Below are 17,782 nucleotides of genomic sequence, written 5' to 3'. Positions count from 1 at the left end.
TTCAGCGCATAGGCGCTACTTGAGGACGTTACGTTGGAAGCACTGCACAAGAAAATTCGCGAAGAAGGCATCGTGCTTTCCGATCAGGTTTTGAAGGTCGACGCCTTTTTGAACCATCAGATCGACCCGAAACTGATGCAAGAAATCGGCGCTGAGTTCGCGCGTTTGTTCAAAGATGCGGGCATCACCAAGATCGTCACCATTGAAGCCTCGGGTATCGCCCCGGCCGTGATGACGGGCCTGATACTGGGTGTTCCGGTGATTTTCGCGCGTAAGCATCAGTCCCTGACTCTGACTGAAAACCTGCTGACGGCAACGGTGTACTCGTTCACCAAGCAGACCGAAAGCACGGTGGCCATCTCGCCGCGTCACCTGAAAAGCACCGACCGTGTGCTGGTCATCGACGATTTCCTGGCCAACGGCAAAGCTTCGCAAGCGCTGATTTCGATCATCAAACAAGCGGGCGCAACCGTTGCCGGTTTGGGTATCGTGATCGAGAAGTCATTCCAGGGCGGCCGTGCGGAACTGGACGCGCAGGGCTACCACGTTGAGTCTCTGGCACGGGTTAAATCCCTGGCGGGCGGCCACGTGACCTTTATCGAGTAAACCGAGCGAGCTTTTGATCTTTAAAAGATCGCGAGCAAGCTCGCTCCTACAGTCACGGACTCAGTGTTTGGCGCTGGCCTGTAACGCTGCCAGCAGCAGGCGCTGATACAGTTCTTCGCGCAACCCGTGTGGGTCGGTGAGCTGCATGCGTTCCAGGTGTTCCGGGAAGGTGTGTGGCGACGGGGCGTCCAACGTGGCTTTGCCCAGCCTGTAAATCTGCGTGAATTTGAGTTTGCTTTTGAGCCAATTCAAGGCACGCAGCAGGTCTTGTTCCTGCGCGGTGAAGTCGCTGCCCAGCGGGTATTCCGGGAATAAATGGCGGTGTGCAACGGCAATCGCCTGCAGGCGCTCCGGGCTGTTGTCGGCAAAGCGTGCATCAAGGCAAAAGTCCTTGGGCAGTTTGCCGACAAGCTGTGCCTGCTCGATCAGTTCAGTCTGGAACCGTGAATCGGTGATGTTGAGGAGCGCCTCGATCACTTGACGGTCTGTTTTGCCGCGCAAGTCGGCAATGCCGTATTCGGTCACAACGATGTCGCGCAAATGCCGGGGAATGGTGCAGTGGCCGTATTCCCAGACGATGTTGGAACTCACGGTGCCAGCCGATTCGCGCCAGCTACGCAGGATAATGATCGAGCGTGCGTCGTGCAGCGCGTGGGCCTGGGCGACGAAATTGTATTGCCCACCGACACCGCTGACGACCCGACCGTCTTCCAGTTGGTCGGCCACCCCTGCGCCCAGCAGGGTCATGGTGAAGGCGCTGTTCACAAACCGCGCATCGCGACGTTGCAGGCGCTTTAATTCTTCCTGGCCGTACAGCTCATTGATGTAGCTGATGGCGGTCATATTGAATTCGGCGCGGGTGTCATGGGGCAACGCATTTAGCCGCTCGTAAAAGCTGCGCGGGCCAAGGATAAAACCGCCGTGAACGCACACGCCATCGCTGTGCTGGCTTTCATCCAGCGTGCCCGCATTGGCTTGGGCCTGGCGCTGCACATCGGGATAGACCTTGCGCCGCACAATGCCTGCATCGACCAGTACCATCAGGCCGTGAACGAACATTTCGCTACAGCCATAGACACCTTGGGTGAACGGTTCGAGACCGCCTTCGCGTTCAATCAGGGTGCGCCAGGTTGTGATATCCAGCGCATCGAGCACGGCGCGGTAACCTTCGTTATCGGCCTGGCGAGCGAGCAAGGCGGCGACCAGCGCATCGCCCATCGAGCCAATACCGATTTGCAAGGTGCCGCCATCGCGGACCAGTGAGCTGGCGTGCAGTCCAATAAAATGGTCCTGCAGGTCGACGGGCATATTGGGGGTGGAAAACAGCGTCGTGCGCTCATCTTCGTCGATCAGAATATCCAGGTCGTTGATACCCAGTTCCGAGTCGCCCGGCATGAACGGCAAGTCGGTGTGCACATGGCCAAGCAGCAGAATGGTTTCACCTGCGGCCCGGCGCTTGGCGATCATGGGTAATAAATCGAGGGTGATGTCGGGGTTGCAACTCAGGCTGATGCGCTGCGCATCCTGCGGGTTACGGGCAATAAGTTGGGCGACCAGGTTTACCCCGTTGGCATTGATATCACGGGCAGCGTGGCTGTAATTGCTGCTGACGTAATCCTGCTGCGCCGCCGGGCTGTTGAGCAGGCTGCCGGGCTGCATAAAAAATTGTTCGACGTGAATATTGTTCGGCAGGGTATTGCGGTGCAGGTCGGCCAGGTAGTCGAGTTCGATGTAATCGCCAAACACCCGGTCGGCAAACGGCTCAAGAAAGCGGCGCTGTAGCCCATCGCCCGAGGGTGGACGGCCAAGGCTCAGTGCCGTGTAAATCGTCAGCTTTCGTTCGGGCATCGCTTTGATGCGCTGGTACAGCGCATTGACGAAACGATTGGTTTTGCCCAGCCCCAACGGTAACCCCAGGCGGATGTGCTGCGGCAGGCGCGCCAGCACGTCTTCGACTGCGTGTGTGATCGAACAGCATTGAACCATCGGACCCTCCCAAACCATCCACGTGTGTACATGAGAGAGTGACCGGTCTTGGTCGCAAAGAGCAAGGTGGCAGTTGCTCGCCTGGCGGGCACAAAAAAGCCGCTGGTCAGCGGCTTTTTGCACGCGCATCGGTTTATTTCAAACCGGACATCTTCTCGATGGCGGCTTTAAGCTCGTCATCGGAGCAGGACATGCACGTGCCTTTAGGCGGCATGGCGTTGATCCCCGTGATGGCTTTGGCCAGGATGCCGTCGAGGCCGCCCTGATGATCGGCACGTTCTTTCCAGGCGGCGGTGTCACCGATTTTAGGTGCGCCCAGCAACCCGGTGCTATGGCACGCGGTACAGTGCTTGGCGATGATGTCGTCAGCCGACATTGCGCCGCCACCGCCCGCCGATGCTGTCACGGCCATGCCTTGGCATTCCTGGCCTTGAACACAGACTTTACCGACCGGCTCCAGGCGTTTGGCGATGTCATCGTTCGTCGCCGCTTGAGCGTTGACCGCCCAGAGGGCAACTACCGTTGCTGGTACGGCCAGCATTTTCATAATTAGGTTCACGCGTACACCCTCAATGGTGGCTATTCACGCCCACAACCACGGTTTTGCGGGCGGCAAAAGTATAACGGTTAGTCCGCCACTCTTAAACAACCCTAAAGACAAAGGGGGATTAGAGAGGGCGAAGTGCAGCATCGGGTGCCTGCGCAAACACGCGTGGCACCTCTATTCATTAGAAATTCGCTGGAGTGGCTGCGCTGATTAGTCGCGCCGCCACCTCGAAGGGGTTGCGAAAGCGATGCGGTTTGGAGCTCTCAAAATAATAGCTATCGCCCGCTTCGAGCACGAACGTTTCAAGCCCTACCGTCAGTTCCAGGCGGCCTTCGACCAGAATCCCGGTCTCTTCGCCGTCGTGGGTCAGCATTTCTTCCCCGGTGTCGGCACCCGGCGGGTAAATTTCGTTTAGAAACGCGATGGCCCGGCTTGGGTGTGCCCGGCCGACCAGCTTCATGGTCACGGCACCATCTGAAATGTCGATCAGCTCATTGGCTTTGTAGACAATTTGCGTCGGCTTCTCCTGAAGGATTTCTTCGGAAAAAAACTCGACCATTGACATGGGAATGCCACCCAGCACTTTTCTCAGGGAGCTGATTGACGGGCTCACGCTGTTCTTTTCGATCATCGAAATGGTGCTGTTGGTGACACCCGCGCGTTTGGCGAGCTCACGCTGCGACAGGCCTTTGAGTTTGCGGATGGATTGCAGTCGTTCACCGACGTCCAATAGAGGAGCCTCCAGGGGATCAGATTCAGGTCGAGAAGCCGCCATCATGGCGACAGTGTTCAGTATTTACAACACTTCGACTTCAAACCTGTGCACCCCATGGGCTCCATTTATGGCATACGCCCCATCAACTGCCGGAATAGACGCGTGGCACGCGTTTCAAGTTGCAGAAAATCTGATAAGGAATAGTGTCGGCCTTGGCGGCCACTTCACTGGCAAGGATGTGTTTGCCCCATAACTCAACCGTCGATCCCAGGCCCGCTTGCGGCACGTCTGTGAGGTCGATGCACAGCATATCCATCGACACCCGGCCCAATAATTGAGTGCGCACACCGGCGACCAGCACGGGGGTGCCCGTGGGTGCCTGGCGTGGGTAGCCGTCGGCATATCCCATCGCCACGACCCCGATGCGCATGGGCTTGGGTGTGATGAATTTAGCGCCATAGCCTACCGGTTCACCAGCGGGTAATTCGCGCACGCCAATCACTTTGGACTCCAGGGTCATGACCGGCTGCAGGCGGGCGGCATTGGCTTGGGTCACTTCGAAAGGGCTGGCCCCGTACAGCATCAGCCCGGGGCGTACCCAGTCGCTGGGTACATGCGGCCAGCCGAGCACGGCCGGAGAGTTGCGCAGGCTGATTTCACACGGCAACTGGCGACGGGCCGCCTGAAACACCGCGAGTTGTTCTTCGCTGCGCGCGCAATCCAGTTCGTCAGCGCGAGCGAAGTGGCTCATCAAGACGATCTTTGTCACGTTGGCGCTTGATTGCAGGCGTTGATAAGCGGCCTGGTAATCGCTTGGGTGCAAGCCGACACGGTGCATGCCGCTGTCGAGTTTTAGCCACACCTGAATCGGCCTGGCGAGCCGAGCCTGCTCGATAGCGTCGAGCTGCCACAACGAATGCACGACGCACCAAAAATCATGCTCGACGATCAGTGGCAGCTCATCCGTTTCAAAAAAACCTTCCAGTAACAGAATCGGCGCACGAATACCGGCGGCCCGCAGTTCCAGTGCCTCTTCGATACAGGCGACGGCAAACCCGTTGGCCTCGGCTTCCAGGGCTTGGGCGCACTGAACGGCACCGTGGCCGTAGGCATCGGCCTTGATCACGGCGAGGGCTTTGGCCCCGGTCACTTCGCGGGCCAGTTGGTAGTTATGACGCAGGGCTTGAAGGTCGATCAGGGCACGGGCTGGACGCATGTCGGTGGGCTTCTAACGGCTGTTGTATAAAAAACCGGCGCTGGCCCGCAGCGTAAACCGCGAGCTGCGCCGGAAGAGGGATGCTACTGGCGCTAAACCCTTAAGGCAGGGCGGCCACGACAGACAGTTCGACCAGAATTTCCGGCTCGCACAGCTTGGCTTCCACGGTCGCGCGGGCTGGCGCGGTACCTTTTGGCAACCACGCGTCCCAGACACTGTTCATTCCCACGAAGTGGGCATCAATGTCCTTGAGGTAGATGGTGACCGACAGGATGCGGCTTTTATCGGTACCCGCCAGGTCCAGCAAGCGCTCGATGTTGGCCAGTGTTTCGCGAGTTTGCTGTTCTACGCCTGCGTTCATGTCGTTACCGACTTGCCCGGACAGGTAAACGGTGCCGCTATGCGTCACGATCTGGCTCATGCGCTCATTGATGAGCTGGCGCTGAATTGACATGTTTTGCAGTCTCCTGGTGATTGCCGTAGCGAGAAATATCGAGGCCTTCGGTGCTGATTTGTGGGGTCTTTTTGGCCATCACATCAGCAAGGAAGCGACCGGAGCCGCAGGCCATGGTCCAGCCGAGTGTGCCATGACCGGTGTTCAGGAACAGGTTTTTGAACGGGGTCGCGCCCACAATCGGCGTGCCGTCCGGCGTGGCCGGGCGCAGGCCGGTCCAGAAGCTCGCCTGGCTCAGGTCGCCGCCCTGCGGGTAGAGGTCGTTGACACACATTTCCAGGGTTTCGCGCCGGCGCGGGTTCAGCGACAGGTCAAGGCCGGCGATTTCAGCCATGCCACCCACGCGAATGCGGTTGTCGAACCGCGTGATCGCGATTTTGTAGGTCTCGTCGAGAATCGTCGACGCCGGGGCCATGTCCGGGTTGGTGATCGGAATGGTCAGCGAATACCCCTTGAGCGGGTATACCGGTGCCTTGATGCCAAGCGGTTTGAGCATTTGCGGCGAATAGCTGCCCAATGCCAGCACGTAGCGATCGGCGGTTTCGAGCTTGCCGTCAATCATCACGCCATTAATACGGTCGCCGGCGTAGTCCAGGTGTTGAATGTTTTGGCCGAAGCGGAATTCAACCCCCAGGTTTTTCGCCATTTCAGCCAGGCGGGTGGTGAACATCTGGCAGTCACCGGTTTGATCGTTCGGCAGGCGCAAGGCACCGGCGAGAATGCCCGTAACGCTGGCCAGTGCGGGCTCAACCCGGGCAATGCCGGCGCGGTCGAGCAGCTCGAAGGGAACCCCTGACTCTTTAAGAACCGCAATGTCTTTGGCCGCGCCGTCCAGTTGCGCCTGGGTGCGGAACAACTGGGTTGTGCCCAGGTTACGGGCCTCGTAGGCAATGCCGGTTTCGGCGCGCAGTTCGTCGAGGCAATCGCGGCTGTATTCAGACAGGCGCACCATGCGCTCTTTGTTCACGGCATAGCGGCTGGCGGTGCAGTTGCGCAGCATCTGCGCCATCCATAGGTATTGGTCGATATCGGCTGTGGCCTTGATCGCCAGCGGTGCGTGGCGCTCCAGTAACCATTTGACGGCCTTGAGCGGAACGCCGGGTGCGGCCCAGGGCGAGGCATAGCCGGGTGAGACCTGGCCGGCGTTGGCGAAGCTGGTTTCCATTGCAACGGCTGGCTGACGGTCTACGACAACCACGTCGAAACCGGCCCGGGCCAGATAATAGGCGCTGGCAGTACCAATAACGCCGCCACCCAATACCATAACTCGCATATTTATTACCCTCATCGCGGCCAGCCGCAGACGTTTATTGTTCAAAGCGAAGATGGGCGCAGTATATGAAGCATTAGCCAGTGAGTTTCACTGTATAACCAGCTATATTTGGCGACAATTCTCGGCCGAAACGCTTTTGACAAAGGAGAATCTCCTATGCGTACAAATCATCAGACAAAGCGTGAGCTGGATAAGATCGATCGCAATATTTTGCGGTTGCTGCAGGCCGATGGCCGGATCTCATTTACCGAACTGGGGGAGAAGGTGGGGTTGTCGACTACGCCCTGCACCGAGCGTGTGCGCAGGCTGGAGCGTGAAGGGATCATCATGGGTTATAACGCCCGGCTCAACCCGCAGCACCTGCAGGGCAGCTTGCTGGTGTTTGTGGAGATCAGCCTCGACTACAAGTCCGGCGACACCTTTGAAGAGTTCCGACGTGCAGTATTGAAACTGTCCCATGTGCTGGAGTGCCATCTGGTGTCGGGTGACTTCGACTATTTGGTCAAAGCGCGTATTTCTGAAATGGCGTCGTATCGCAAATTGCTGGGTGACATCCTGCTCAAATTGCCGCACGTACGGGAGTCCAAGAGCTATATCGTGATGGAAGAAGTCAAAGAAAGCCTGTGCCTGCCGATTCCGGATTGACCGTTCACCTGTATAAGGTACCGGCTTTACGCCGTGCCACTGCGCAAAACCTGCGTTCGGCCAGCGTGGTTTGGGGGCCCTTGGATCAAAAGCCAGATCAACAGATCACGAGCAAGCTCGTTCCTACAAACTCTGCCATCCGTAGGAGCAGCCGGTCGACGCTCGATTGCTCGCGATCTTTTAACCCTCAACCGATCACGCGCAAGCGCGCTCCACAAAGAGACCAACACACCTAGACGGTGTGTCAGACGAGCACTTGGCGGGTGCTGGCAATGTAGTCATGCACCAGTTTCTCGGCGCTTGGGTGAATCATCTCGACCGGGCGCCGGCCATTGGGGCACGGCAATGTGGGCGTTGTGCCAAACAGGCGACAGATCAGTGGCCGCTCCTCATACACCGTGCAGCCGTTCGGGCCCAGGTGCACGCAGTTCAATTCGTCCATCGCCGCTTCTTGCTCGGCTGCGGTCTTGCGCGGCAGGCGCGCCATTTCTTCGGAGGAGGTGGTCACGGGGCCGCAGCAGTCATGGCAACCCGGCACGCATTCAAATGACGGGATTTGCTGCCTGAGAAAGCGGATCTTGTGACTGTTGCAGCTCATTTGAAGCCTTGCACGATTGAAAAAAGGGCACTGAGTCTGCCTGAAAACCCCGACCCTAGACAGCGCCATTGGGCTGTTCTTGCCCTGTGTGAATGGCACGGCTTATGCTTCGTAAAATTTTCCAAACACCCCTCATCAGGATGACGCACATGAACGCCCCGGTTCAGCGCAGCCAACATACCGCTTCTTATTATGCCGCCAGTAGCCTGCCGCAGCCTGATCATCCGGTGTTGCAGGGCGAGCAGGTGGCGGATGTGTGCGTGGTGGGGGGCGGTTTTTCTGGCTTGAACACGGCGCTGGAACTGGCCGGGCGCGGTATGAGTGTGATTCTGCTGGAAGCCCATAAAGTGGGTTGGGGGGCCAGCGGCCGCAATGGCGGGCAACTGATCCGTGGTGTGGGCCATGGCCTGGATCAGTTTGAGGGCATCGTCGGCAAGGAAGGTGTGCGGCAGATGAAGCTGATGGGGCTGGAGGCGGTAGAGATCGTCCGCCAGCGCGTCGAACGGTTCAATATTGCGTGCGATCTGACGTGGGGTTATTGCGATCTGGCCAACAAACCCCGTGACCTTGACGGTTTTGCCGAGGAAGCCGAAGAATTGCGCGGCCTGGGCTATCGTCACGAAACCCGCTTGCTGCAAGCCCATGAAGTGCGCAGTGTGGTGGGTTCGGACCGCTATGTGGGCGGTTTTGTCGACATGGGTTCGGGGCATCTGCACCCGCTGAACCTGGCGCTTGGTGAAGCCGCCGCCGCTGTGCAACTGGGCGTTCAATTGTTTGAACACTCAGCGGTAACGCGCATTGATTACGGGCCCGAAGTACGGGTGCACACGGCTCAGGGAACCGTGCGGGCCAAAAGTCTGGTGCTGGGGTGCAACGCCTACCTCAAGGACTTGAACCCTCACCTCAGTGGCAAAGTGCTGCCCGCCGGCAGTTACATCATTGCCACTGAGCCGTTGAGCGAAGCCCAAGCGCATGCGGTGTTGCCGCAGAACATGGCCGTGTGTGATCAGCGTGTCGCGCTGGATTACTACCGCCTCTCAGCGGATCGCCGTTTACTGTTCGGCGGTGCTTGTCATTATTCAGGGCGTGATCCGAAGGACATTGGCGCTTATATGCGCCCGAAAATGCTTGAGGTGTTCCCGCACCTGAAGAATGTGAAGATCGATTATCAGTGGGGCGGCATGATCGGTATTGGTGCCAATCGCTTGCCGCAGATTGGTCGCCTTCACGATCAGCTCAACGTGTTTTACGCCCAGGCCTATTCGGGCCATGGGGTCAACGTTACCCACCTGGCGGGCAAGCTGCTGGCGGAGGCCATCAGCGGCCAGCACAGTGATGGCTTTGACGTGTTCGCCAAAGTCCCGCACATCACCTTTCCTGGCGGCAAATACTTGCGCTCCCCGCTGCTGGCATTGGGGATGCTGTGGCATCGGCTTAAAGAGCTGCGCTGATGGTCATGCTCCGTCCGCCGAGGGAGCGGTTGCCTACGATCTTCCACTGGACGGCGCAAGATCAAACGATCGCGAGCAAGCTCGCTCCGACAGTTTCTGCGGGCTTATGGGTGCCAAAACGGTTTGCCACTTTCCTGCAGTGCCTGCTGCCGGCTTAGGCCCACGTCGCGTAGCTCGTCGGCATCCAGCTTGCTCAGCATGTGACGGGTGTGCAGGCGATGCCAGAATAATGCCCAGCGGCTGAAGTCGGCAGGCGTGTTCGCCGTGCGAGGCGTTTCGCGCCCGGCCTGTAATTGCGCGGTGCGAAGTGTCAGGCGTACATCGCTCAGATCATTCATCAGGCAGTTCCTTTTGACTCGATTACCCGGAGTCAGCATGATGGCCCTGCCCTGAAAACCATGACAGATTCAAAAAATGGTTTTTGTTTGCATACAGATTCGACTTTTCCGGCGCTGAATCCTCGCTTTTTGGGCCATCTGTATGGGTTAACCTCTTAAGAGTTCTGCCATGACCCTCTACGTCACGCTTGCCGAGATGCTCGGTACGCGCATCGAACAAGGCTTTTATCGGCCCGGCGACCGCCTGCCTTCAGTACGGGCGCTAAGCGCCGAGCACGGCGTCAGCCTGAGCACGGTGCAGCAGGCGTATCGGTTGCTGGAGGACAAAGGCCTGGCCTCCCCTCGCCCCAAGTCGGGCTACTTTGTGCCTATGGAGCGTGAGCTGCCCGCGTTACCGGGCGTGGGCAAACCTGCACAAAGGCCAGTGGAAATATCGCAGTGGGAGCAGGTGCTGGAATTGGTGCGCTCGGTGCCGCAAAAAGACGTGGTTCAACTTGGGCGTGGTATGCCGGATGTTGCGACGCCGACGCTCAAGCCGTTGCTACGCAGCCTGGCGCACATCAGTCGGCGGCTCGATTTGCCCGGGCTGTATTACGACAATGTGTGCGGGGTGCTGGCCCTGCGTGAGCAACTGGCGCGCCTGCTCCTCGATTCTGGGTGCCAGTTGGGGCCGGAGGAACTGGTGATTACCACCGGGTGCCACGAAGCGTTGTCGTGCAGCATTCGCGCGGTGTGTGAGCCCGGCGACATTGTGGCCGTGGACTCACCGAGTTTTCACGGTGCGATGCAAACCCTCAAAGGGCTGGGCATGAAGGCCTTGGAGATTCCGACGGATCCGCTGACCGGCATCAGCCTTGAAGCTCTGGAACTGGCGCTGGAGCAATGGCCGATCAAGGCCATTCAGGTCACGCCCAGTTGCAACAACCCGTTGGGCTATATCATGTCCGAGGCGCGCAAACGGGCATTGGTGACGCTGGCGCAACGTTTTGATGTGGCCATTATCGAAGACGATGTGTATGGCGAACTGGCCTACACGTACCCTCGCCCGCGCACGATTAAATCTTTTGATGATGACGGCCGCGTCCTGTTGTGCAGCTCGTTTTCCAAGACGCTGGCCCCCGGCCTGCGTGTCGGCTGGGTGGCACCGGGGCGTTATTTGGAGCGGGTGTTACACATGAAATACATCAGCACCGGCTCAACCGCCCCGCAACCGCAACTGGCGGTGGCCGAATTTTTGAAAAGCGGCCATTTCGAGCCGCACCTGCGCAAGATGCGCATGCAGTACCAGCGTAATCGTGACCTGATGCTGGGCTGGGTCAGCCGTTATTTTCCCCCAGGCACCCGCGCCAGCCGGCCTCAGGGCAGCTTTCTGTTGTGGCTGGAATTGCCCGCCGGGTTTGACAGCCTGCGCCTTAATCGGGTGTTGTTGGAGCAAGGCGTGCAAATCGCCGTGGGCAGCATTTTTTCGGCGTCGGGTAAATATCGTAATTGTTTGCGAATGAATTACGCGGCCAAGCCTACACTTCAGCTTGAAGACGCAGTGCGCAAGGTCGGTGTGGCGGCCTGCGCGTTGTTGGCCGAAACCGTTGAGAGTTGAACAGGGCGCCGCACGTTGAAATCACTCTGGATGGTGTTGCTCGCGCTGTTATTGGGAGGCTGTATTTCTTTGGATGTCCCCCGTGAACCGAGTCAGTCGTTACCCGCGTCCGAGTCGTCCTTCGGCCGCTCGATCATGGCCCAGGCAAAGCCTTACAACGGTCGTTCGGGGTTTCGCTTGTTGCCCAACAGCAGCGAGGCGTTCAGGGCCCGGGCGGAACTGATCCGCAATGCCCAGAGCAGCCTGGACCTGCAGTACTACATCGTTCATGACGGCTTGAGTACACGCATGCTCATCGATGAAGTGCTCAAAGCGGCTGATCGTGGGGTGCGGGTGCGGATTTTGCTCGACGACACGAGCAGTGATGGCCTGGACGATATTCTGGCGACCCTGTCGTCCCACCCGTCTATTCAGATACGGCTGTTCAACCCGCTGCAACTGGGTCGCAGCACGGGCGTTACCCGCGCAATGGGCCGTTTGTTCAATCTGTCGCGTCAGCATCGGCGCATGCACAACAAGCTGTGGCTTGCCGATAACAGTGCGGCGATTGTGGGCGGGCGTAACCTGGGTGATGAGTATTTCGACGCTCAGCCCGACCTCAACTTCACCGACATTGACCTGTTGGGTGTTGGCCCGGTGGCCGAACAGTTGGGGCACAGTTTCGACCAATACTGGAACAGCGCCTTGAGCCAGCCCATCGGGGATTTTGTCTCGATGCGCCTCACTCAACCGCAGTTGGCCAAGGCGCGCCAGGCCTTAAGGGTGTCACTGAAAAAGGCGCAACAACACGATCCCGAGCTGTACCAACAACTGGCTGCCTACGAAACCCACCCGCAACTGGACGTGTGGCGCGATGAGCTGATCTGGGCCTGGAACCAGGCGTTATGGGACGCTCCGAGCAAGGTGCTGGCCAAGGATGAGCCCGACCCGCACCTGCTGCTGACCACACAACTGGCACCTGACCTTTCGGCCGTCACCCAAGAATTGATTCTGGTGTCGGCCTACTTTGTGCCGGGAAAAACCGGCCTGGTGTACCTCACTGGCCGGGCGGATGCCGGGGTAGATGTACGCTTATTAACCAACTCGCTGGAGGCCACCGACGTGCCGGCCGTGCATGGTGGTTACGCGCCTTATCGCAAGGCCTTGCTGGAGCATGGGGTCAAGTTGTACGAGTTGCGCCGCCAACCGGGTAGCACGGGCGGCAGCGGGCCGCACCTGTTCAAGACCAGTATGAGTACGGATTCGAGCTTGCACAGCAAGGCCATGATCTTCGACCAGCAGAAGTCGTTTATCGGCTCGTTCAATTTCGACCCGCGCTCGGGCTTGTGGAATACCGAGGTCGGTGTGCTGGTGGACAGCCCGCAACTGGCCGCCCAGGCTCGCGACCTGGCGCTTCAGGGCATGCAGCCCGCCTTGAGTTATGAGCCCAGGCTGCAGCAGGGCAAATTGGTATGGCTGACCGAAGACAATGGCCAGTTGCATACCCTCACGCACGAACCGGGCAACTGGTGGCGTCGGCTCAATGCGTGGGTCAGCAAGCAGGTGGGGTTGGAGAAGATGCTGTAGCGCCGCGATGGATTAAAAAATCGCGAGCAATCGAGCGTCTACCGGCGGCTCCTGCAAGGTATGGTTTTCGGGTTATGCAGGTTGTTGTTCCGCACCAAAAGCACCTTGGCGCGATACCAATATCACCAGCCCAAAAGCCCCGGCGGCCATAAACAGCGGCAGCGCATGCCCGCTGATCCACTGACTACCCGCCCCGGCCGCCAGGGGGCCGATCAGGCAGCCGATGCCCCACAGTTGCGCGACGTGGGCATTGGCCCGCACCAGAGCGTCGTCACGGTAACGCTCGCCAATCAGAATCAGCGACAGGGTAAACAGACCGCCCGCGCTGGCTCCGAAAACCACCCACAACGGCCAGATCAACAGCGTATCGAGCAACAGTGGCACCGCCAGGCTGGACAGCATCAACAGCACTGCGCAGCCGGTAAACAGTGAGCGGCGTGACAGCTTGTCGGCCAGCGCGCCAATGGGCAGTTGCAACAGCGCATCGCCCACCACCACGGTGCTGACCATCGCCAGCGCAATGTCGGCGGTAAACCCTTGGCGCAGGCAGTAGATGGGCAGCAATGTCAGGATCATCGCCTCAAAGGCGGCGAACAGCGCCACGGCCCAGGCGATAGCGGGTAAACCTCGGCAGAAGGCCAGCAAGTCCTTAAAGGTCACGCTGCACGACTCCGTGGTCGGTGCGCCGTCTCGGCCCATCAACAGCAGGGGTGCCAGCGTCAGCAAGGCGACGCCGATCCAGAAACCGTAATCGTTTTCAGAGCCCACCAGCCCCAGCAGCAACGGCCCGGACAGCTGGCTCAAGGCATACGCGCAGCCGTACAGCGCCACCAAGCGGCCGCGCCATTGTTCGACCACCAGTTGGTTGATCCAGCTTTCGCCGAGGATAAAAATGACGGTGAGCACGACCCCGATCAACAGGCGCAGCACCAGCCAGATCGGGTAGCTCGGCAACAGGGCCAGCAGGCCAATAGACAGCGCTCCGCACCACAAACACAGGCGCATCAGCCCGGGCGTGCCAAAGCGTGCGGCCAGCTTACTGGCGATGCTGGCACCGACCAGCACACCGATAGCCGGCATAGCCGCCATCACACCAATGGCAAAGCCGCCATAGCCCCAGCCTTCTAGCCGGAACGACACCAGCGGCATGCTGACGCCCAGTGCCAAGCCAACACTGAGCACCGAGGCCAGTACGGCGAAATACGTCGCCCAACGCATGTGCATGCCACCTATCTGTAGGCGCGAGCGTGCTCGCGATCTTTCCAACGCGGCGCATCAAGCAAACCGGGTTGCCTGAATCGTGGGCAAGCCCGCTCCCGCAGGGGTTAGCAGGGGCAGGCTTGCACAGGGTGTTACGCGAGGTGTGTTACAGCTTGATCCAGGTTGACTTCAGCTCGGTGTATTTGTCGAACGCGTGCAGCGATTTGTCACGGCCGTTACCCGACTGCTTAAAGCCGCCAAACGGCGCGGTCATGTCACCGCCGTCGTACTGGTTGACCCACACGCTGCCAGCGCGCAGGGCTTTGGCGGTCAGGTGCGCCTTGGAAATGTCTGCCGTCCACACCGCCGCAGCCAGGCCGTAAGGCGTGTCGTTGGCAATTTGAATCGCTTGCTCGGCGGTGTCGAACGTGATCACCGACAAGACCGGGCCAAAGATTTCCTCTTGGGCGATTTTCATCGCATTGCTAACACCGTCGAAAATGGTCGGCTCAACGTAAGTACCGCCCGTTTCCTGCAGGATTTGATTGCCCCCGGCGACCAGTTTTGCGCCTTCGCTATGGCCGGATTTGATGTACGACAGCACGGTATTCATCTGCTGTGTGTCGACCAGTGCGCCGACGTTGGTGGCCGGGTCCAGCGGGTTACCCGGTTTCCAGCCCTTGAGGGCTTCGACTACCAATGGCAGGAAGGTGTCTTTGATCGAGCGCTCGACCAACAGGCGCGAGCCTGCAGTGCACACTTCGCCCTGGTTGAACGCGATGGCACTGGCTGCGGATTCTGCTGCGGCTTGCAGGTCCGGCGCGTCAGCGAAGACGATGTTCGGGCTCTTGCCACCGGCTTCCAGCCAGATGCGCTTCATATTGGATTCGCCGGAGTAAATCAGCAGTTGCTTGGCGATTTTGGTCGAGCCAGTGAACACCAGCGTGTCGACGTCCATGTGCAGGGCCAGCGCCTTGCCAACGGTGTGACCGTAACCTGGCAGCACGTTCAGCACACCGGCAGGGATGCCCGCTTCCACGGCCAGCGCCGCGATGCGAATGGCGGTCAGCGGGGATTTTTCAGACGGTTTGAGGATGACCGAGTTACCGGTCGACAACGCAGGCCCCAGCTTCCAGCAGGCCATCATCAGGGGGAAGTTCCACGGGACGATGGCTGCCACGACGCCGACGGCTTCGCGGGTCACCAAGCCCAGCTGATTGTGCGGGGTGGCGGCGACTTCGTCGTAAATCTTGTCGATGGCTTCACCGCTCCAGCTCAGCGCATTCGCCGCACCGGGCACGTCGATGTTCAGGGAATCGCTGATCGGCTTGCCCATGTCCAGAGTTTCAAGCAGGGCCAGTTCTTCGGCGTGAGCCTTGAGCAGCCCGGCAAAACGGATCATGACGGCCTTGCGTTTGGCCGGAGCCAGGCGCGACCAGACACCGGAATCAAAGGTTTTGCGCGCGTTTTCGACGGCGCGCTGGGCGTCAGCGGCATCACAGCTGGCGACCTTGCCCAGCAAGCGGCCGTCGACCGGGCTGAGGCACTCGAATGTGTCAGTGGAGACCGCGTCGGTGTATTCACCGTTGATGTAGGCGCGACCTTCGATTTTCAGCTGCTGGGCCCGTTGTTCCCAATCAGCACGCGTCAGGGTGGTCATTCGAGTGTCCTCCTCTCAGTGAAAATAAACGCGCCACGTTTGATGGGGCGCGTCAGGAATGCTGGCCAGTCAACAAGCGTGACTGGCACCAGGCACGTACCACCCTAAACCAGTGGCCCGCAGACTTTCAATATATTTGACACGGGTCTCGCAAACGCCATGGCTTGTTCGTTTTAATAAACATAGACTCTGTTTTGGCTAACCGTACGCACTGTCATTTCGGGGGGATAAGCGCAATGAGCATCGAAACTGTCGTCGATTTTGGTACCGCCACCACTCAGACTGAACGCTTTCGCCCGTCGCCGGAGAAGGTACTCAAGGGCGATCCCGAACAAGTTATCCACAACCACTACCATAGCCCATGCGAGCAAATGAACGCTGGCGTTTGGGAAGGTGGGCTGGGCTTGTGGACAGTGTCTTATACCGAGCATGAGTATTGTGAAATCTTGCAGGGCGTTTCTGTTTTGCGCGATCAGGAAGGCAACAGCAAGACCCTGCGCGTGGGTGACCGGTTTGTCATCCCGGCGGGGTTCAAAGGGACATGGGAAGTGCTCGAACCCTGTAAGAAGGTATACGTCGTCTTTGAACAAAAGCCCTGAAGCGCTGAACTAGAGCGTTCGCAAGCCCCGCCATCGAAAGACGGCGGGGCTTTTTTGTGTGGGCACTTCCCTGGTCAGGCTTCACCCCGCCGTAGCGTTCCTGCCAGAACATCAAGGCGCATTTGAGCCACGCTTTGAGGGCGGTAGAAGCCGCTTTCATTCGCCGGACAAGGAGCGTCATATGAGTTTTGTGTTCAAGCAGGCCTACAGTTTCAGGGCAACGCTTTACTGGCAGGAGTCGCAAGCCATCTTGCACCGGGTGGGTGCCGGCTATGATGCAGGCACCCCTTTTAAGCACAATGATGGCTGGCTGTTTGCGGGCTACGACGATTACACCCGATACCACGGTGTGGTGCTGTCCAAGGCCGTGATCAAGATGGATTTCTGGTTCGGCTGTTACGTTGAGTCGGGCCAGTATTATTACGATGTGCGGTGTGTTCCCTTGTCGCGTAAGGAGCCTTTCTTCAAGGGCTATCAACTCGATATCAGCCGTAATGGCTACGTGGGGCTATATGACCGACCACTGGGGCTTATGGAGTACGGGGGCAGTGTCTTGGGCACATGGCAGCTCGGGGCGGTTAACCCTGAGAGTATCGGGTTCGGCGACTTTTTTGACGATGTGAAACTGACCAGCGCCAGTGGGGTGGTGATCAAACGAATGTACGATGAAGGTTATCCCTACCTGAGTGAGAGAGGCTCAAATGGCAAAGGGACATTAGCGATGGAAATTCTGGAAGTCGCAATCCCTTACCCGGAAGAAGGATGATGGGGCTCAGGCGACGGTGTTGAGCGCTCACACAAGCAACAAAAAAGGCCCGTATCGTGAGATGCGGGCCTTTCTTGTAAGAAACAAAACCAATTACTTGATTTTGGCTTCTTTGTAGATCACGTGCTTGCGAACCCGCGGATCGAATTTTTTGATTTCGATTTTGTCCGGAGTGGTGCGCTTGTTCTTATCAGTGGTGTAGAAATGGCCTGTACCAGCGCTCGACACCAAACGGATCAATTCACGCATGATTAGCTCCTTTAGATCTTGCCAGCACGGCGGATTTCGGCCAGCACGACAGTAATGCCACGCTTGTCGATGATACGCATGCCTTTAGCAGATACGCGCAGACGCACAAAACGTTTCTCTTCTTCAACCCAGAAGCGGTGATGCTGCAGGTTCGGCAGGAAACGACGACGGGTTTTGTTATTTGCGTGGGAAATGTTATTCCCAGTCACCGGACCCTTACCGGTAACTTGACAGACTCTCGACATGCCTCAGCCCTCTAAAACCACATGCCCAACCCGGCATGGGTTGGCCGCTTAATCTCTCAGTCATTTGGCGC

General features: G+C 58.6%; 19 protein-coding genes. 7 read left to right on the top strand and 12 right to left on the bottom strand.

Features of this window, described 5'->3' with window-relative positions; genetic code table 11:
• The first annotated feature begins 33 nt into the window (after positions 1-33).
• A complete protein-coding gene (locus Q1W15_RS03945) occupies positions 34-606 on the top strand; it encodes a xanthine phosphoribosyltransferase (protein WP_300722521.1) in 573 nt (190 codons plus the stop codon).
• Positions 607-666: 60 nt separating this feature from the next.
• Here Q1W15_RS03945 and Q1W15_RS03940 read toward each other — a convergent pair whose 3' ends face one another.
• The 6 genes from Q1W15_RS03940 to dadA form a co-directional block, all read right to left on the bottom strand.
• On the bottom strand, positions 667-2,592 hold the full coding sequence (locus Q1W15_RS03940; RefSeq protein WP_300722508.1) for an acetyl-CoA hydrolase/transferase C-terminal domain-containing protein: 1,926 nt from the start codon (positions 2,590-2,592) through the stop codon (positions 667-669).
• Between the two features lie 133 nt (positions 2,593-2,725).
• The gene (locus Q1W15_RS03935; RefSeq protein ID WP_300723437.1) at positions 2,726-3,139 is read right to left on the bottom strand and encodes a c-type cytochrome; all 414 of its coding nucleotides are present in this window, start codon (positions 3,137-3,139) and stop codon (positions 2,726-2,728) included.
• Between the two features lie 181 nt (positions 3,140-3,320).
• Positions 3,321-3,869 (bottom strand): cupin domain-containing protein, encoded by a 549-nt coding sequence (locus tag Q1W15_RS03930; protein ID WP_300722494.1) that lies wholly within the window; start codon positions 3,867-3,869, stop codon positions 3,321-3,323.
• Positions 3,870-3,996: 127 nt separating this feature from the next.
• Entirely contained in the window at positions 3,997-5,070 is a 1,074-nt protein-coding gene (gene alr, locus Q1W15_RS03925) for an alanine racemase (RefSeq protein WP_300722480.1), read from the bottom strand.
• 100 nt (positions 5,071-5,170) lie between these two features.
• Positions 5,171-5,524: a RidA family protein gene (locus Q1W15_RS03920; protein WP_300722468.1), complete on the bottom strand. Its 354-nt coding sequence runs from the start codon at positions 5,522-5,524 to the stop codon at positions 5,171-5,173.
• Positions 5,496-6,797 carry a D-amino acid dehydrogenase gene (gene dadA / locus Q1W15_RS03915; RefSeq protein ID WP_300722460.1) on the bottom strand — a complete coding sequence of 434 codons (1,302 nt, stop codon included), beginning with the start codon at positions 6,795-6,797 and terminating at the stop codon, positions 5,496-5,498. The genes Q1W15_RS03920 and dadA overlap by 29 nt, the downstream gene beginning before the upstream one ends.
• 156 nt (positions 6,798-6,953) lie before the next feature.
• On the opposite strand from dadA, the gene Q1W15_RS03910 reads away from it, so the two are divergent.
• A complete protein-coding gene (locus Q1W15_RS03910; protein WP_300722449.1) occupies positions 6,954-7,442 on the top strand; it encodes an AsnC family transcriptional regulator in 489 nt (162 codons plus the stop codon).
• Between the two features lie 244 nt (positions 7,443-7,686).
• On the opposite strand, the gene Q1W15_RS03905 is transcribed toward Q1W15_RS03910, so the two are convergent.
• Positions 7,687-8,040: a YkgJ family cysteine cluster protein gene (locus Q1W15_RS03905; RefSeq protein WP_300722433.1), complete on the bottom strand. Its 354-nt coding sequence runs from the start codon at positions 8,038-8,040 to the stop codon at positions 7,687-7,689.
• Positions 8,041-8,189: 149 nt separating this feature from the next.
• On the opposite strand from Q1W15_RS03905, the gene Q1W15_RS03900 reads away from it, so the two are divergent.
• Positions 8,190-9,491 (top strand): FAD-binding oxidoreductase, encoded by a 1,302-nt coding sequence (locus Q1W15_RS03900; RefSeq protein WP_300722416.1) that lies wholly within the window; start codon positions 8,190-8,192, stop codon positions 9,489-9,491.
• Positions 9,492-9,595: 104 nt separating this feature from the next.
• On the opposite strand, the gene Q1W15_RS03895 is transcribed toward Q1W15_RS03900, so the two are convergent.
• Entirely contained in the window at positions 9,596-9,829 is a 234-nt protein-coding gene (locus tag Q1W15_RS03895) for a DUF1127 domain-containing protein (RefSeq protein ID WP_300722400.1), read from the bottom strand.
• A gap of 169 nt (positions 9,830-9,998) precedes the next feature.
• Here Q1W15_RS03895 and Q1W15_RS03890 point away from each other — a divergent pair, with 169 nt between their 5' ends.
• Both Q1W15_RS03890 and Q1W15_RS03885 read left to right on the top strand, forming a co-directional pair.
• Positions 9,999-11,426 (top strand): PLP-dependent aminotransferase family protein, encoded by a 1,428-nt coding sequence (locus Q1W15_RS03890; protein WP_300722383.1) that lies wholly within the window; start codon positions 9,999-10,001, stop codon positions 11,424-11,426.
• A gap of 30 nt (positions 11,427-11,456) precedes the next feature.
• On the top strand, positions 11,457-12,992 hold the full coding sequence (locus tag Q1W15_RS03885) for a phospholipase D family protein (protein ID WP_300723422.1): 1,536 nt from the start codon (positions 11,457-11,459) through the stop codon (positions 12,990-12,992).
• Between the two features lie 72 nt (positions 12,993-13,064).
• Here Q1W15_RS03885 and Q1W15_RS03880 read toward each other — a convergent pair whose 3' ends face one another.
• Positions 13,065-14,210, bottom strand: a complete 1,146-nt coding sequence (locus Q1W15_RS03880; RefSeq protein ID WP_300722366.1) for an MFS transporter — start codon at positions 14,208-14,210, stop codon at positions 13,065-13,067.
• 148 nt (positions 14,211-14,358) lie between these two features.
• Positions 14,359-15,852 carry an aldehyde dehydrogenase gene (locus Q1W15_RS03875; RefSeq protein WP_300722335.1) on the bottom strand — a complete coding sequence of 498 codons (1,494 nt, stop codon included), beginning with the start codon at positions 15,850-15,852 and terminating at the stop codon, positions 14,359-14,361.
• 236 nt (positions 15,853-16,088) lie between these two features.
• Here Q1W15_RS03875 and Q1W15_RS03870 point away from each other — a divergent pair, with 236 nt between their 5' ends.
• Together Q1W15_RS03870 and Q1W15_RS03865 are read left to right on the top strand one after the other, a co-directional pair.
• Complete coding sequence (locus Q1W15_RS03870) at positions 16,089-16,451, top strand: cupin domain-containing protein (RefSeq protein WP_300722323.1); 363 nt, start codon at positions 16,089-16,091, stop codon at positions 16,449-16,451.
• 181 nt (positions 16,452-16,632) lie between these two features.
• Positions 16,633-17,217, top strand: coding sequence for a hypothetical protein (locus tag Q1W15_RS03865; RefSeq protein ID WP_300722311.1), 585 nt, complete (start codon positions 16,633-16,635; stop codon positions 17,215-17,217).
• 93 nt (positions 17,218-17,310) lie between these two features.
• Here Q1W15_RS03865 and rpmG read toward each other — a convergent pair whose 3' ends face one another.
• Positions 17,311-17,466 carry a 50S ribosomal protein L33 gene (rpmG, locus tag Q1W15_RS03860; RefSeq protein WP_003437824.1) on the bottom strand — a complete coding sequence of 52 codons (156 nt, stop codon included), beginning with the start codon at positions 17,464-17,466 and terminating at the stop codon, positions 17,311-17,313.
• An 11-nt stretch (positions 17,467-17,477) separates the two neighbouring features.
• Entirely contained in the window at positions 17,478-17,711 is a 234-nt protein-coding gene (rpmB, locus tag Q1W15_RS03855) for a 50S ribosomal protein L28 (RefSeq protein WP_019410280.1), read from the bottom strand.
• Positions 17,712-17,782 lie beyond the last annotated feature (71 nt).

The organism is Pseudomonas sp. (genome assembly GCF_030150285.1).
GTDB lineage: Bacteria > Pseudomonadota > Gammaproteobacteria > Pseudomonadales > Pseudomonadaceae > Aquipseudomonas.
This window is presented reverse-complemented; position numbering and strand designations above follow the sequence as displayed.